We start from the raw sequence: 14981 nt of genomic DNA on the forward strand, positions 1-14981 counted from the left end.
CTACCGGCGGCGCGTCAGCAGATCATCCACCACCGGCACCACGGCCAGCAGCATCAGGATCGAAGCCAGCGGAATGGTGGCCGCATAGCCAAGGTGCTTGAACCCGAGGGCACCGGCCACCCCACCCACGAAGAACATCCCCAGCAACGAGGCCAGCAACCGCAGCTTGGGTCGGTTGGCGACCACCGTCGGCAGGTGGGGATGGCCGTGGTTCCAGTACAGCGCCTTGCCGATCTCGATACCGATATCGGTGGCCAGGCCGGTCACATGCGTGGTGCGGATCTCCGCCTTCGAGATCTTGGTGATGATGGCGTTCTGCAACCCCATCAGGAAACACAGCAGCGCCACCGTGGCGGGCACGAACACGACGCGGTATTGCCCCAGCGACGTGCCCATCAGCCCGAAGAGCAACAACAGCCCCGCTTCCAGCATGAGCGGCAGCGCGAACTCGCTTTGCGTGCTGCGCCGGCGCCCCCAGTTGACGAGCACCGCCGTACAGGCCGCCCCGCACAGGAACGCCAGCAGCGAGGCAAAGCCCGCCAGCACGAGCACCAGATCGCCCAGCACGAGGTCGTCGGCCATCGCCGAGACGATGCCGGACATGTGCGACGTGTACTGTTTGACGGCGAGGAATCCGCCTGCGTTGGCCGCGCCCGCGACAAAAGCAAGGGATTGCCCGAGGCGCCGGTTTGCCGCCTCCGAGCGTTCGGGGCTGGTCAGGCGGCGGAGGTATTGGATGGGCATGGCCAATCCCGACGGTAGGTGAGCCGACATGATACGCCGCGCCCTCCTGCCGCCCACCCGCAGCGGATCAGGGGTTGATGTACTGGAACAGCGACAGCCCCTGCATGGACGCAAAGGTCTTCTGCGCGGCCTGCAAGGCGGTCTGCTGCTGCGAGAACTGAGAAATGGCGCTGGTGTAGTCGACCGATTGCAGGTTGGAGATCTGCTCCTTCAACTGCTGCGCATAGTCGGAACCGCTGCTGTTGAGCGTGGTGATCTGCGCCTGCTGCGAGCCCACGGTCACCTGCGCCTGCAGCGCCGCCTGGTACGCGCTGTTCAGGTTGCCTTCGGCGGTCTGCACGGCCGTCTGGATGGCAGCAACGCCGCCACCGCCCGCCGTGATCGGCTGAGACAGTGCCGCGATCAGATTCTCGTAGGTCTTGAAGACGCTCTGGTTGGCATTGGGGTTGGCCGGGTCACTGTTCGGAACCCGCATGAACACAGCATCGCCCGCCACCGAATTCTGCATGGAGATGTTCGACGCAACCTGGACGGTAGGCGGTTGCCCGGTACCTACGTACTGCACCGTGCCGCCACTGGTGATGAATGGCGTGGCCACGCTGTTGGCGCCGCCAAACAAGGACACCCCCGTGGCGTCCTTGCGGTTAGCGATCGACACCAGTTGTTGATACTGCTGCTGAACCTGCGACAGGATGGAGACGCGCTGCGCGTCCGACAGCGTGCCGACGTTGGCCGAGATCGTCGACTGCAGGCCCTGCTGAATGGTGGAGATCGTGTCCGTCAGCGCCGAGGACACCGTGTTCAGGCGCGCATTGGTCGCGTCTCGGTTGGCCTGGTACTGGTCGTTGGCATCCTGCGCCTGCTGCAGCTGCAGCATCTGGTCCATCTTTGCAGGATCGTCGCCGGCCGAGTTCAGCGCAACGCCGGAGGCAAGCTGCTGCTGCAGCTTGACCAGGTTCGACTGCGCGCCCTGCATCGAGGTAGTGGACTGGGAATAAAACTGCGCGGTGCTGACTCGCATGATCGGGCCCGGAAAGGAATCTCTAGCGTTCTATATCGGCAGATGTGCGCGATTCTTCAGCGCCTGGCTCAGCGGCCGGCAATCGACAGCAGCGAATCAAACAGCGAATTGGCCGTCTGCATGACCTTGGCCGAGGCTTGGTAGGCCTGCTGGTACTTCATCAGGTTCATGGCCTCTTCGTCGAGGTTGACGCCGGACACCGACTGCTGCTGCGCGGTGGCGCTGGCGAGCAAGGCCTGCTGCGAGGTGAGGTTGCTGCTGGCCTGATTGGCCTTCAGGCCCACCTGCGTGACCACGCCGCTCCACACCGAGCCGATGGTGGCCGTACCGCCGTTGAGCAGTGTGGCATTGCGTAGGCCGGCCAGTGCGCTGGCGTTGCCGTTGTCGGTGCTGTTGGCCTTGTTGGCCGACACCGTAAAGGTATCGTTGTTGGCCGGGCTGCCGGTCAGCGTGAGCTGGACGCCGTTGAATGCGTAGGTGGCGCCCTGGGTATAGGGCACGCTGCCCGAATAGGTGGTCGAGACGCCGTTGGCCGTGACCGTCACGCTGCCCGGAAAGCCCGACAGCGTGCCGCTGGCAGAACTGTATGTCAGGGTCACGGGGGAGGTGAGCGGCGCCCCGGGATACGTGCTGTTCACCGTCAGCGACGACACCGATGCGCCGCCCGTGTTGTTGCTGCCCAGGTTGGCGACCACCGGCGTGGCTGCCGCCACGTTGTGGTAATCGGTGATCAGCGTCTGCATGGTCGATGCCGCATTGGCAGTCGGCCGCACCAGGAACGAATCGCCGTTGTTCATCGTACCGGCCAGGTTGAGCGTGACGCCGTCGATGGTGGTCGGCCAGCTTGTCACCGTCACGGCGGCGGAGCCATCCGGAGGGTAGTGCGACACCGTGTAGTTGCCGCCCGCGTACTGCACCTGGTAATCGAGGCCCTTGCCAACGTTGGCATTGGTGATGGTGGCCGTCAGCGTACCGGTGCCGGTGTTGGCATTGCTGGCGGCCACGCTCGGGCTTGCCGTGGAAAACATCGCCGTGCCCATGTTGCCGTTGGCATCCATGCCCAGCTGGTTCTGTGCGTTGATATCGGCCGACACCGCAACCGCCAGCTGGCCCAGGCTGTTCTGCGCCGGCACCAGCGTGTTCTGGCGAAAATCCATCAGCCCGCCGAGCGCGCCGCCGCCCAGTTGGCTGTCGGCAATCATCACAATACCCGCCGGCCCCTTGTAGCCGACCGACAGCTGATTCGGATCGTACGGCGAGCTCACCGCCGCCAGTTGATAGCTCTGGTTGCCCTGCACCAGCGCCTGCCCGTTGCCGACGTAGACGTTGTACTGGCCGTCGCTGGTCTGCACCACGCTGGCCTTGACCGACTGGTTGAGCGTCTGCACCAGTTGGTCGCGCTGGTCACGCAGATCGTTGGCCGGCTGGTTGGATTGCGCTTCGGCCTCGGCGATCTGCTTGTTCAGCGCGGCAATCTGCTGGCTGATGCCGTTGACCGTGCTGACCTGCGACTGAACCTGCTGATTGACCTGACTGGCCAGCCCGTTCATTTGATTGGCGATGGCATTGAACCGGCTCTGCAACGCCGAGGCCGCGCTGAGGAACACCTGCCGCGTGGAGGTATCGGAGGGATTCGACGCCAGCCCATCCGCGGCATTGAAGAAATTGGTGAGCGCCGGGCCCAGGCTGCTGTTGCTGTCCGAGAGAAACTTGTCGAGGCTCGAAGCCAGCGTGTTGAGCTGGTTTGCCGCACTGGCCGACGCCTGGCCGCTTTGCACCTGCGCGGTCAGGTACTGGTCATAGATGCGCTTGACCGTGGTGATGTTAACGCCCTGCCCCAGAAAGCCCGCGCCGCTGGCCATCGGGATGTTCTCCGTCTGCACTGCCTGCTGCCGCGAATAGCCCGGCGTGCTGGCGTTGGAGATGTTGTTGCCGGTCACCTGCAGGTTGATGTCGGCAACACGCAGGCCGGTCGCGCCAATGTTCAGGAGGGAGCTGCTCATGTCTGTCTCGCGGATGGTCTCGAACCAGGCAGCACAACGCCGCCTGGATGAACCCTAGAAACAACATCGGCCGGCCCAGAACAAACTTGAGCCAGCCGATGCGGTGTTGTGTGCTTCAGGCGTCACCTAAGCGATCTGCTTGAGCACCGCCATGATCTTGTGGGCGTAGTTCGGATCGGTGGCGTAACCCGCGCGCTGCAAGCCCTTGGCGAACGACGCCGCATCGTTGCCGTTGCCGGCCGCCACCACGTGGCTGTAGCGCGGGTTGTTGGACAGCAGGTTGGCGTAGTCCTTGAACGCCTCGGCGTATGAGCTGTAGGCGCGGAACTTCTCCTTGACCTTGTGGGCGATGCCGCCCACGTATTCGGTGGTCGTCACCTCGGCCGTCTTGCCCGTCCACGAGCCGCCGGCCTTGATGCCGAACAGGTTGTGCGTGTTGCTGCCGTCGCGGGCCTTGATCTCGCGGCGGCCCCAGCCGGATTCCAGCGCGGCATGGCCGATCATGAAATTGGCCGGAATGCCGGTTTCCTGTGCCGCCTGCGAGGCATGTCCGATCAGCTTGTTGTAAAAGCTGCTCATGCGATCGCCGCGCGGCTCGGACGCCACCGTGGACAAGTCCACATCGGGCGGCGCACTGGCCGTCGTCTTTTCCGCTTCGGCCTGCTTGCGCAGGGCGGCGAGCGCACGCTGCACGCGTTCTTCCAGGCCGGGGCGCGGCACGGTGCTGATCCCCGAGCCGTCATCTTCGGTGCCGGATGCGGCAGACGTGGCAGACGCGGCAATGCTGTTGAGCGACGAACGCGCGATGGCCTTGGCTGCATCGCCCGTGGCGCCGGTGCTGCCCAGCGCGGTGTTGGTGGCCGTGGTGTTGGACAGCGCGGTGTTCACCGGCGTGGTCGCCGCATCCGGGTTCACGCGGTTGGCCTGACGCAGCATCTGCTTGAGCAGCTGGTCGGCCACACCCACGCCGCGCGCGGCCATGGTTTGCGAAAGCTGCTGGTCGAGCATCGACGTGTACATCTTGCTCGACGATGAATCGAGCGGCCCGTTCTGCGGCGATGCATCGCGCATCTGCTTGAGCATCATGTTCACGAAGATCGCGTCGAACTGCTTGGCGACGGTCTTGGTGGCGCCGGTGGGGTCGGTGCGCGCGGTCTGCTTGAGCGACTCGAAACCCTTGGAGTCGAGCGCCAGACGGCTAGTGAGGTCGGTCGGGTTCATGGTGAGTTTTCCTTACCTTGCCCCGGCGTCAGATGATTTCCAGCTCGGCGCGCAGCGAGTTCGCTGCCTTCATGGCCTGCAGGATCGAGATGAGGTCTTGCGGGTTGGCGCCAATCGCGTTGATGGCCTTGACCACGTCCGCCAGGTTGGTACCGCCCTTCACGTTGATGAGGCTGCCGCCCTGCTGCTTGACTTCGATGTTCGAACGCGCGGCCGCCACCGTCTGCCCTTGCGAGAACGGCGCCGGCTGGCTCACCACCGGATCGGTGCTGATGGTGACCGACAGGTTGCCGTGCGCCACTGCACAGGGTTCAAGCTTGACGAGCTGGTTCATCACCACCGAGCCGGTACGGGCGTTGACCACCACGCGCGCGGCGGCCAGCGCCGGCGTCACGTCAATGTTCTGCAGCTTGGCAAGAAACCCAACGCGGTCCGACGCCAGCGCCGGCGCACGCACGTTGATCGTGCGGCCGTCAGCAGCTTGGGCGACATCCGAACCGAACTGCTTGTTGATGGCGGTGACGATGTTCTGCACGGTGCCGAAGTCGGTCGTGCCGGTGTCGAGCTGGACGCTGCCAGCCTCGCCCACCGTGGCCGCCACCGCGCGTTCCACCGTCGCCCCGTTGGCGATGCGGCCGGCGCCCAGCTGGTTGATCTGCACCTTGCTGCCGTTGGCCGACGCGCCTGCGCCGCCGATCACCACGTTCCCTTGCGCCAGTGCGTAGAGCTGGCCGTCCACGCCCTTGAGCGGCGTGAGCAGCAGCGTGCCGCCGCGCAGGCTCTTGGCGTTACCGATGGACGACACCGTCACATCAATCGTCTGGCCCGGCCGCACAAACGCGGGCAGCGTGGCCGTCACCACCACGGCGGCGGTGTTCTTCAACTGGATGCTCGCGCCGGCTGGCACGTTGATGCCGAACTGCGTGAGCATGTTGTTGAAGCTCTGGACGGTAAACGGCGTCTGCGTGGTCTGGTCACCGCTGCCATCCAGGCCGACGACGAGGCCGTAGCCGATCAGCGCGTTGTCGCGCACGCCGGCAACGGTGGTCAGGTCCTTGATGCGGTCTGCGTGCGCCGCACCTGAAATTGCGCTCAGTGCCACCAGGGCCGCGCCGATGATTCGCTGCAAAGTCATGGCAGACCCCTTAGAACGGTGACACGGTCAGGAAGAACCGCGACAGCCAGCCCATCTGCTGCGACTCGGCTACATAACCCGTGCCGCGGTATTCCATGCGTGCGTCCGCCACCTGGGTGGACAGCACGGTGTTTTGATTGTTGACGGTGGTCGGGTTGACCACGCCCGAGAATTTGATGGACTCGGTGCCCTGGCCCACGGCCATCTGCTTCTCGCCGCTCACCACTAGGTTGCCGTTGCCCAGCACCTCCACCACCGTGACGGTGATGGTGGCAGTGAAGTTGTTCTGCGCACCGTTGGCGCCCTTGCTGTCGAACTTGTTGGCGTCGCTGGCCGAGATGCCCAGCAGCGACAGCACGCCGGCGTTCATGCCGGCAAACGTCGGCACCGAAGCGCTCATGCTGCCGGAGCGGTTCACGCTGCCCGAAGTCTGCTTGCTGGCCGCCGTGTTCTCGGTGATCACGATGGTGATGGTGTCGCCCACCATGTGTGCGCGGCGGTCTTCAAACATGCCGCGAAAGCCGCCGCTGCCCGATGCCACTTCCTGGTAGATCGCCCCGTTCTGACGCGGCGCCATCACCGGCATCGGCGGGCGCGCGGTGGTCGGACCCTGCACGATCGGGGCCGGCGGCGGCAGCATGCCGCACGCCGTCGCGAGCAAGGCTGCCGTGCCGAGCACAGCCAATCGAACGAACCGGACAGCGCGGCCGCTATCCGCAAGCGAGTAAACCGGGGGGGTATGCATCGCACTACATCCTTAAAAACTACGCTGTCCGGCTCAGAGCTGTGACAGCTTCTCCAGCATCTGGTCGGACGTCTGCACCGACTTGCTGTTGATCTCGTACGCGCGCTGCGTCTGGATCATGTTGACCATTTCTTCCACCACGTTCACGTTGGACGTTTCAACGTAGTTCTGATTGAGGGCGCCCACGCCGTTCGAGCCCGGGTTGGCCAGGGTGGCGGTACCGGACGCTTCGGTTTCGGCGTACAGGTTTTCGCCCATGCTGCGCAGGCCGGCCGGGTTGATGAAGTTGGCCAGTTGGAACGTGCCCACCTGCGTGTTGTTAACGGCGCCCGGCGTGGTGACGGTGACAACGCCATCTTTGCCGATGGTCAGGCTGGTGGCGTTTTGCGGCACGGTGATCGCCGGTTGGATCGGGTAACCGCTGGAGGTCACGAGCTGACCTTGTGCATTGATCTGGAAGCTGCCGTCGCGCGTGTAGGCCAGCGTGCCGTCGGGCATCTGCACCTGAAAGAAGCCGGCGCCGTTGACGGCCACGTCGGTTGAGTTGCCGGTCTGCTGCAGGTTGCCCTGCGTGTGCAGACGCTCGGTGGCGACCACGCGCGTGCCCGTCCCGATCTGCATGCCAGAAGGCAGCGTGGTCTGTTGCGAGGACTGCGCACCGGGCTCGCGCACGTTCTGGTACAGCAAGTCTTCGAACACGGCGCGCGAGCGCTTGAAGCCTGTCGTGTTGACGTTCGCCAGGTTGTTCGAGATGACATCCAGCTGCGATTGCTGGGCGTCCATCCCGGTCTTGGAAATCCACAGGGAGCGAATCATGTTCGAGTCCTTGGTTGAATCTGATTAAGCGCCGCCGCTTTTTGCATCAGGCGTGGCGCAGCAGTTCATTGGCCGACTGGGCATTCGTGTCGCTCGTGTGCAGCGATTTCATCTGCATTTCGAGCTGGCGCGAAATCTCAATCATGTTGACCAGTGAGTCGGTGAGGTTGACGTTGCTGCCTTCCAGCGCCCCGCCGGTAATGCGCACCTTCTCGTCCACGCCGGCGTCTTGACCGTCGCGCTGGCGGAACAGGCCGTCGGTGCCGCGGTCGAGGTTTGACGGGTCGATATTCACCAGCTTCAGGCGACCCAGTGCCACGGGCGGCGTGCGGCTGTCGGCGCTGATCGCGTTGACCGTGCCGTCCTTGGCGAACTGCACCGTGGTACTGGGCGGCAGCGTGATCGGGCCACCGTCACCCAGCACGGGCTGCCCCGAGAGCGTCTGGATCGTGCCGTCAGCGCCCAACTGGAACGTGCCGGCACGGGTGTAGGCCTCGCCGCCATCGGGCGTCTGCACGGCAAAGAAGCCTTGCCCGTCGATGGCCACGTCCAGGCTGCGGCCGGTGGTCTCGATCGGGCCTGGCGTGAGGTCCGTGCCGATGGCCGAGGCCATCACGTAGCTGCGCGTGGGCGAGCCGTCGCCCTGCACGCCCACCGTATGGAACGCGTCGATCTGTGCCTTGAAGCCGGTGGTGCTGGCGTTGGCGAGGTTGTTCGCGCTGGCAGCCTGTTGGTCGAACAGGTGCTTCACGCCAGTCATCGACACGTAGATCGAGCGGTCCATGCAGGGCTCCGGTGTAGGCGGTCAGCGAACGTTACAGGCCGGTCACCAAGGTCTGCAGGATGGTGTCCTGCGTCTTGATGGTCTGGGCGTTGGCCTGGTACTGGCGCTGCGCAATGATCATGTTGACCAGCTCTGCAGACAGATCGACGTTGGACTGTTCCACCGCCGACGCCTGCAGCAGGCCGAACGAGCCCATGCCAGGCGTACCGAGTGTGGGCGCGCCGGAATCCGCCGTTTCCACCCATTGGTTGCCGCCGATGTTCTGCAAGCCGTTATCGGCCTTGAAGTTGGCCATGGCGATCTGGCCCAGCACCGCGGTGCGGCCGTTGGAGTAGCGCGCCGTGATGGTGCCGTCGGTGCCCACGCCGTAGCTGGCGAGGCGGCCCGTGGCATAGCCGTCCTGCGTGACGGTGGTGTCGTTGAAGCCGCCACCGTACTGCGTCGTACCCGTCAGGTCGACGTTGGCAATCGTCATGCCGCCAAACGTGACCGGAATCTTGCTGGGGTTCGTGGTCAGCTGGCCGCTGCTGTTGAAGGTGAGCGTGGCGATCGCGCCGCCCGCGTTGGGCGAGGTCTGCCCGACGCCATCCACCTGCGAATACACGCTCCACTGACCGGGCGCGGTGTTCACGTAGTAGTTGGTCAGCATGTGCGGCGTACCCGTGCCGTCGTAGACCTGCTCGGACACCGAGTGGTTGAACGTGGCCGAGTTGGTGGAGAGGAACGGCGACGAGGCCGGCGGCGTGGCAGCCGCGTCCAGGTTGATGGCGAATGCGGTGTTGGTTGTCGCCAGCGGCGCCAGATCGTTCACCGGAATCCGCAGGTTCTGCAGGACGGCGGTGTTGACCTTGCCGGTGTTGTCCACGCCATAGCCGGTCAGGTTCTGGCCGGTGGCGGAGATGATGTAGCCGTTCTTGTCGGTCTGGAACTGGCCGTTACGCGTGTACGACACCTGGCCGCTGCCCGGATCGACCATGCGATAGAAACCCGTGCCGTTGACGGCGATATCGAGCGGGTTGCCCGTCACCGTGATGTTCCCCTGCGTGAACGCCTGCGTCACCTTGGTCACCTGCACGCCCTGGCCCACCGCATTGTCGGTGGCACCCACCAGCGAGCGCGCGTAGACGTCGCCAAAATCCACCGTGCCGGACTTGAAGCCCACGGTGTTGGCGTTGGCCACGTTGTTGCCGATCACGTCGAGGTTTTTGGAGGCGGCATCGAGACCGCTCAAGCCTTGCTGGAAACCCATTGATTTCTCCCGTCGGAAGATGAAAGCGCTGCGGACAGCCTGTTATTGAATGGTCGTAATGCTGGACAACGGGGCTGATCCGCCCGTGGCCAGTTGCAGTTGCGTGGTGCCGTTGTTGATGGTGACGCCGGTGACGGTGGTGGTGGCCAGCGTGCTGGCTGCCGCCGTCTTGCCCGCCAGCTTGGCCGACACCGACATCGCGTACTGGCCGTCGGCCAGCGCGTTGCCCTTGTCGTCCTTGCCGTTCCACGTGAAATTGCTGGTACCGGCCGGCAGCGCGCCCAGATCGACGGTGCGCACCGCCACGCCGGCAGCGTTGGTGATCGTGAGTACCGCGTCGTCCGCACCGCTGGGCGCCGAGATGCCGAAATTGGCCGCACCCGAAGCCAGAGTCAGGTTCGAAGCCGGCGCCGCCACCGTCCGGCCGATCAGCGCGGCACCTTGCGAGGCTGCCGACTGCAGGGCCATGTTGGACATCGTCGTGTTCAGCTGCTGGATGCCGCTGACGGTGTTGATCTGGGCCAACTGCGCGGTCATCTGCGAGTTGTCCATCGGGTTGAGCGGGTCCTGGTTCTTCAACTGCGTCACCAGCAGTGTCATGAACGTGTTCTGCAGGTCTGCGCCGCTCTGGCTGCTCATGCCGCCAGGGCTGGCGGCAGCTGCCGTGCTGGTGGCGCCGGTGGTCGAACTGATGGTCATGGTCGTCCCTTGTGGAATGGCAGGCGGCTTACTGGCCGAGCGTGAGGGCCTTGGAGGCCATTGTCTTGGTGGTGTTGGCAACCTCCACGTTGGCCTGGTACGAGCGCGACGCAGAAATCATGTTGACCATTTCATCCACCACGTCGACGTTCGGCATGGTCACGTAGCCGTCGGCATCGGCCAGCGGGTTGCCCGGCTGGTGCATGCGCTTCATGGGCGTGACGGTGTCTTCCACCACGCGGTCGACCGACACGCCGGTGGCGTAATCGTCGGACGCCTGCACCGGCGAGAACACCACCTGCTTGGCGCGATAGGCCTGGCCATCCGGGCCCGTCACGCTCTCGGCGTTGGCCAGGTTGGAGGCCACCACGTTCATCCGCTTGGACTGCGCGGTGAGCGCGCTGCCAGCCACATCCATCACCTTGAATAGCGACATGTTGATTCCGCTGTCTTCAAAACTGTTGCCGGTCCGAACCGGTGTGTCCTCGGTGTGTTCTGTATGGCGGCATGCTCCGGGCGGATATCACCCGCCCCGGAGCGCCACACAGTTCCCGCCCCTCTTTCGCCGCGCATTGCTGCTGCGCGGTCGTCTTGCTTCGTGCGTGCTAGCTGTTCTGGATGGCCGCCAGCATCGACTTGATCTTCTGCGTCACGATGGTCAGGTCGGCCTCGTAGCGCACCGTGTTGTCGGCAAAGCGCATGCGCTCGCCATCCATGTCCACCGTGTTGCCGTCAATGGAGGGCTGCTGCGACGTGCGGTACTGCACCTCGCCCTGCAGCGCCTTGGTCTGTTGTGACAGGGATGCTTGCATCAACGTCACATCGCCGGCCGGCGCGCCGTCAACCGACAGGTGCCCGGCGGCCGTGGCCGTCATCGGCAGGCTGCTGCCGTTTTGCTGGCCGACCGCTTTCTGCAGCGCCGACTGAAAATCGAAGTCGCGCGCCTTGTAGTTGGGCGTATCGGCATTGGCGATGTTCGAGGCCAGGATCTGGTGTCGCTGCGAACGCAAGTGCAGCGCCTGCTCCTGAAAACCGAACAACTGATCCAGCTTGTCGACCATGTCTGTCATTCCTTGCGCGTGGGCGCCCTGCTTGCTGCGCCACCCGCCGGGTTGTATTCCGTGTGCTTGTTGCGTGTTCCGTCACGCCGGAGAACCCGGCATCGGCAGCCCCTTCAAAACCGCCGATGCCGTCCCCCTAACCGCCGTGTTGCTGAGTTGCCGTCATGCAGCCTCAGTGGAAAAGACCTGTCTGCGAATCCGAAAGCCGGCCGGGAAACCGGCGCCCGGGACAGGCTGCACAGTCACAGACCGCACAACGCCAGGGACTTCACCACGTTGCAAAGTCTAGGGGCCGGCTGGCAAGACCATTCGTCCGAATAAGGGGGGGATTGGCCGACATTTCAGGATTTGGCGCCCCCGCGCGCGTGACTACACTTCACCGGACTTTTGATGAAGGGGCTTTCCATGTCCACGCGGTCTGCACGCAGCGCTCAGCAACCCACCCGATCCGCCGCCACGGCCAAGCCGCTGGCCGTGCACCGGCGCGCGCTGCTGCTGATCCTGGCACTGGGCCTGCTGGCCAGCGTTGCGCATCCGATCCTGGCGCACGCCCAGGGGATGGTGCGGGTCGGCTATCCGCCGGCCGCCGCCAACATGCCTGCGCCAGCCCCAGCCGTACAACCGGCCGCACAGACCACCATCCAGGGCCCGAACGCCATCCAGATGCAGATCCGGCAGCAACTGCAGTCGCAACTGGACATCCTGGGCGGCACCAACGAGGCCGGCGCGCCGCGTGCGTCCGTGGAAGTGGGCCCGGTCGACCCGCGCGTGGCCAACCAGCCGTGCGACCAGATCGACCTGATGCTGCCGGCGGCCAACCGTCTGCGCGGCCGTATACAAGTGGGCGTGCGCTGCCGCTCGCCGCACGCCTGGGCGGCGTGGGTCCCGGCCACCATCCAGATCACGGGGACGTATTACGTGGCCTCGCACCAGTTGCCGCCGGGCAAGACGCTCGACATGGCGGACCTGGAAGCCCGCACGGGGGATCTGTCGATGCTGCCGCCCTCCGTGGTGCAGCAGCCCGCCGACGTGGTGGGGCGCGTACTGCTCACCAGCGTGGCGGCCAACCAGCCGCTGCGCGCCGAGAGCCTGCGGCTGCCGATCGCTGTGCAGGCGGGCCAGACCGTCAAGCTCGTCGCTGAAGGTGGCGGCTTCCAGGTCACCAGCGACGGCCGGGCGATGAATCAGGCCGCGGTAGGCCAGGTGGCGCAGGTGCGCACCGCCAACGGCAACGTGATTTCCGGGATCGCACAATCAGCAGGCGTCGTGGCCGTGCAGTTCTGAGCGGTGATTGAGATTGATGGATCACTTTCACGCCGTGATGCGCAATCCATACCCGCCGCTAAAGTTTGGGCCGGGGTTGGCCGATATGGGTGTTAGGATGAACGCGCTCTTCGGAGACACCCGTGAAAATCAACCATATCAACAACACGCCGGCCATCGCGCCGACCAAGGACGCAGCGTCCGGGTCGACGCGCGCGACCGGATCGCCCTCGGCCCCCACAACGGCGTCGGGCCCGACCCGCAGCCACGGCGATGCGCCGCTGCTGTCGGTCCAACAAGTCTCCCGCCAGGTAGGCAGCGGCGACTTCGACGCCGCGCGCGTCGAGCAGATCCGCAACGCCATCCAGAACGGCACGCTCAAGATGGACGCCGGCAAGATCGCCGACGCCGCGCTTTCCGACGCGCAGTCGCTGCTTTCCACGCATTCCAAGAAGGTCTGACGGGGTTTCCCGTCGTCCGTCCCTCGTCTTTTCTAATGCCGCCAGTCCATTCGGACTGCTGCGGCGGGGCGGTGTGCCAGCCGGCGGCTGCCCAAGCTCACGCTTTGAGGTAGCCAAATGGACAACACACTGCTGCTCCGCACCCTTGCCGACGAGCAGGAACTGCTGCGCGCCACCACCCAGACCCTGGATGCCGAAGCGCAAGCGTTGCGCGATGGCGACATGGACGAACTCGAGCGCATCACCCAGACCAAGCAGAAACAGCTGGCCGCTCTGGCCGAGGCTGACCGCGAACGCCGCCTGTGGTGGGCGCAGCACGGCGGCACCGATCCGTACGGGCTGGTCAAATACCTGCGCTCGGACGAAACCGCCAGCCGCCTGTTCGACGAGAATCTGGCCCTGGCCCGCCTGCTGCGCCAGCGCAATACCGACAACGGCACCCTGATCGACCTGCGCCTGCGCGCCACGCAGAACGCGCTGTCCGTCCTGCATGCCGCCAACAATGGCGGCGGCACGCCTTACGGCCGCAACGGCAAGCAACCGCTGTCAATGCCGAGCTTCTCGGTCGTCGCACAGTAAGCCACCACCCCTTTTTTTGGGACGAACACCCCGCTTCACGCCCACGTCAATGGCCGTGAAGTGGGGCTAGCTGCTGCCACCTGATACTGCTATCTATCGAGGGGCCTAGTACACATCCGATCGGGGTAAACAAAAAGGTTTACATCCCATTGATGGGTGCAACAAGCAAGCTGGGGATTTATTCTGCGATTTTGGCGGGGTTAATGCTCCGCGCCTGGCGACATAAACAAGCAAAACCGGAAGGAAATTGCGCCTGAATGGCGTGCTAAGGTTTCGGCCCGGCAGCACCACACTGTGGTGACCGCTGGTTGAACGGGGAATATACCGAGACCGCGCGCCATTGCGTTTCCACAAGCACGTCTGCATGGATTTTGGATCTGCCGGTCCAAAGCCCTGCAGCGAAAGCAGATCCGGAAATGGGAAAACAACCATAACCAGACAGGCAGCGCAGTGAAATCAATCGTGGTAGAGGCGCACCCTCTGGTGCGGGCCGGTGCAACGCATGTTCTGCAATCGTTGCCGGCCGTGACTGAGGTCGTCAGCATCGAGCCGGACGACGCCCTCTTTGAGAATCTTGCGGCGCATGCGGACGCCGAACTCGCCCTGATCGGCCTGCCGCTGCCCGGCATCGACGATCTGCCGGCGCTCTCCCGGCTATTGCAGCAGCCGCATCCCAGACATATCGCCGTATTGGGCGAAACCGATTCCGCCGCGCATGTGCGCACGTTGATGCAATTGAATGTGTCGGCATATCTGCTGAAAAGCTATTCCGGCAAACTGATTGCGGCGGCACTGGAATTGGTGCTCGCAGGCGGACGTTATGTGCCGCCTTCCATTGTGCTGACGCGGCCGGACACCATTGCCGCAGGCGCACCCAATGGCAGTGACGATTGCGCATTACTGGGCCTGACGCAGCGCCAATACGAGATTCTCGTCTTGCTATCGCGCGGGCATCCGGTCAAAACCATCAGCCGCATGCTGAGCATTTCGGAGGCGACGACGAAGGCGCATATCAATGCGCTATATCGCCGCCTGGAAGTGCGCAGCCGCACCGAGGCCGTCTTCGTAGCCACGCAGCGCGGCGCCATGCTGCTGAATCAACCGCAAATCGCGGGCGAGGCCGCATTGCAGCCCTCGCTTCCCTCGCCTCCGTTACGGCTGGCGCGCACCGCCTGACGTTTTTCCGCCGCACAACAAAAA

Annotated in this window: 16 protein-coding genes; 4 read left to right on the forward strand and 12 right to left on the reverse strand. The window is 64.5% G+C overall.

Going from position 1 to position 14981, the window contains the following annotated elements:
• The 12 genes from NG900_RS19070 to flgB all read right to left on the reverse strand — a co-directional run bounded on the left by NG900_RS19070 (nucleotide 1) and on the right by flgB (nucleotide 11478).
• Nucleotides 1–744, reverse strand: a complete 744-nt coding sequence (locus tag NG900_RS19070; protein ID WP_252683264.1) for a YoaK family protein — start codon at nucleotides 742–744, stop codon at nucleotides 1–3.
• 67 nt (nucleotides 745–811) lie between these two features.
• Nucleotides 812–1765, reverse strand: a complete 954-nt coding sequence (flgL, locus tag NG900_RS19075) for a flagellar hook-associated protein FlgL (protein WP_252682933.1) — start codon at nucleotides 1763–1765, stop codon at nucleotides 812–814.
• Between the two features lie 68 nt (nucleotides 1766–1833).
• Nucleotides 1834–3768 carry a flagellar hook-associated protein FlgK gene (gene flgK, locus NG900_RS19080; protein WP_252682934.1) on the reverse strand — a complete coding sequence of 645 codons (1935 nt, stop codon included), beginning with the start codon at nucleotides 3766–3768 and terminating at the stop codon, nucleotides 1834–1836.
• A gap of 126 nt (nucleotides 3769–3894) precedes the next feature.
• On the reverse strand, nucleotides 3895–4989 hold the full coding sequence (gene flgJ, locus NG900_RS19085; protein ID WP_252682935.1) for a flagellar assembly peptidoglycan hydrolase FlgJ: 1095 nt from the start codon (nucleotides 4987–4989) through the stop codon (nucleotides 3895–3897).
• A gap of 28 nt (nucleotides 4990–5017) precedes the next feature.
• Nucleotides 5018–6124, reverse strand: coding sequence for a flagellar basal body P-ring protein FlgI (locus NG900_RS19090; RefSeq protein WP_252682936.1), 1107 nt, complete (start codon nucleotides 6122–6124; stop codon nucleotides 5018–5020).
• A 10-nt stretch (nucleotides 6125–6134) separates the two neighbouring features.
• Nucleotides 6135–6869: a flagellar basal body L-ring protein FlgH gene (locus tag NG900_RS19095; RefSeq protein ID WP_252682937.1), complete on the reverse strand. Its 735-nt coding sequence runs from the start codon at nucleotides 6867–6869 to the stop codon at nucleotides 6135–6137.
• Nucleotides 6870–6902: 33 nt separating this feature from the next.
• Nucleotides 6903–7685: a flagellar basal-body rod protein FlgG gene (flgG, locus tag NG900_RS19100; RefSeq protein WP_252682938.1), complete on the reverse strand. Its 783-nt coding sequence runs from the start codon at nucleotides 7683–7685 to the stop codon at nucleotides 6903–6905.
• A 46-nt stretch (nucleotides 7686–7731) separates the two neighbouring features.
• Nucleotides 7732–8469: a flagellar basal-body rod protein FlgF gene (gene flgF / locus NG900_RS19105; RefSeq protein ID WP_252682939.1), complete on the reverse strand. Its 738-nt coding sequence runs from the start codon at nucleotides 8467–8469 to the stop codon at nucleotides 7732–7734.
• A gap of 31 nt (nucleotides 8470–8500) precedes the next feature.
• Nucleotides 8501–9718 carry a flagellar hook protein FlgE gene (gene flgE, locus NG900_RS19110; RefSeq protein ID WP_252682940.1) on the reverse strand — a complete coding sequence of 406 codons (1218 nt, stop codon included), beginning with the start codon at nucleotides 9716–9718 and terminating at the stop codon, nucleotides 8501–8503.
• A gap of 42 nt (nucleotides 9719–9760) precedes the next feature.
• Complete coding sequence (locus NG900_RS19115) at nucleotides 9761–10417, reverse strand: flagellar hook assembly protein FlgD (protein ID WP_252682941.1); 657 nt, start codon at nucleotides 10415–10417, stop codon at nucleotides 9761–9763.
• 28 nt (nucleotides 10418–10445) lie between these two features.
• The gene (gene flgC, locus NG900_RS19120) at nucleotides 10446–10853 is read right to left on the reverse strand and encodes a flagellar basal body rod protein FlgC (RefSeq protein ID WP_252682942.1); all 408 of its coding nucleotides are present in this window, start codon (nucleotides 10851–10853) and stop codon (nucleotides 10446–10448) included.
• Between the two features lie 169 nt (nucleotides 10854–11022).
• Nucleotides 11023–11478: a flagellar basal body rod protein FlgB gene (gene flgB / locus NG900_RS19125; RefSeq protein ID WP_252682943.1), complete on the reverse strand. Its 456-nt coding sequence runs from the start codon at nucleotides 11476–11478 to the stop codon at nucleotides 11023–11025.
• Nucleotides 11479–11883: 405 nt separating this feature from the next.
• Between flgB and flgA the strand changes: the two genes are divergently transcribed.
• The 4 genes from flgA (at nucleotide 11884) to NG900_RS19145 (ending at nucleotide 14957) form a co-directional block, all read left to right on the forward strand.
• Nucleotides 11884–12762 carry a flagellar basal body P-ring formation chaperone FlgA gene (flgA, locus tag NG900_RS19130; protein WP_252682944.1) on the forward strand — a complete coding sequence of 293 codons (879 nt, stop codon included), beginning with the start codon at nucleotides 11884–11886 and terminating at the stop codon, nucleotides 12760–12762.
• 122 nt (nucleotides 12763–12884) lie between these two features.
• Complete coding sequence (gene flgM, locus NG900_RS19135; RefSeq protein ID WP_252682945.1) at nucleotides 12885–13202, forward strand: flagellar biosynthesis anti-sigma factor FlgM; 318 nt, start codon at nucleotides 12885–12887, stop codon at nucleotides 13200–13202.
• Nucleotides 13203–13319: 117 nt separating this feature from the next.
• A complete protein-coding gene (locus NG900_RS19140) occupies nucleotides 13320–13781 on the forward strand; it encodes a flagella synthesis protein FlgN (protein ID WP_252682946.1) in 462 nt (153 codons plus the stop codon).
• 450 nt (nucleotides 13782–14231) lie between these two features.
• Entirely contained in the window at nucleotides 14232–14957 is a 726-nt protein-coding gene (locus tag NG900_RS19145; RefSeq protein ID WP_252682947.1) for a LuxR C-terminal-related transcriptional regulator, read from the forward strand.
• Nucleotides 14958–14981 lie beyond the last annotated feature (24 nt).

The sequence above is a fragment of the Ralstonia soli genome, from assembly GCF_023955655.1.
In the GTDB taxonomy this organism is placed as follows: Bacteria; Pseudomonadota; Gammaproteobacteria; order Burkholderiales; family Burkholderiaceae; genus Ralstonia; species Ralstonia soli.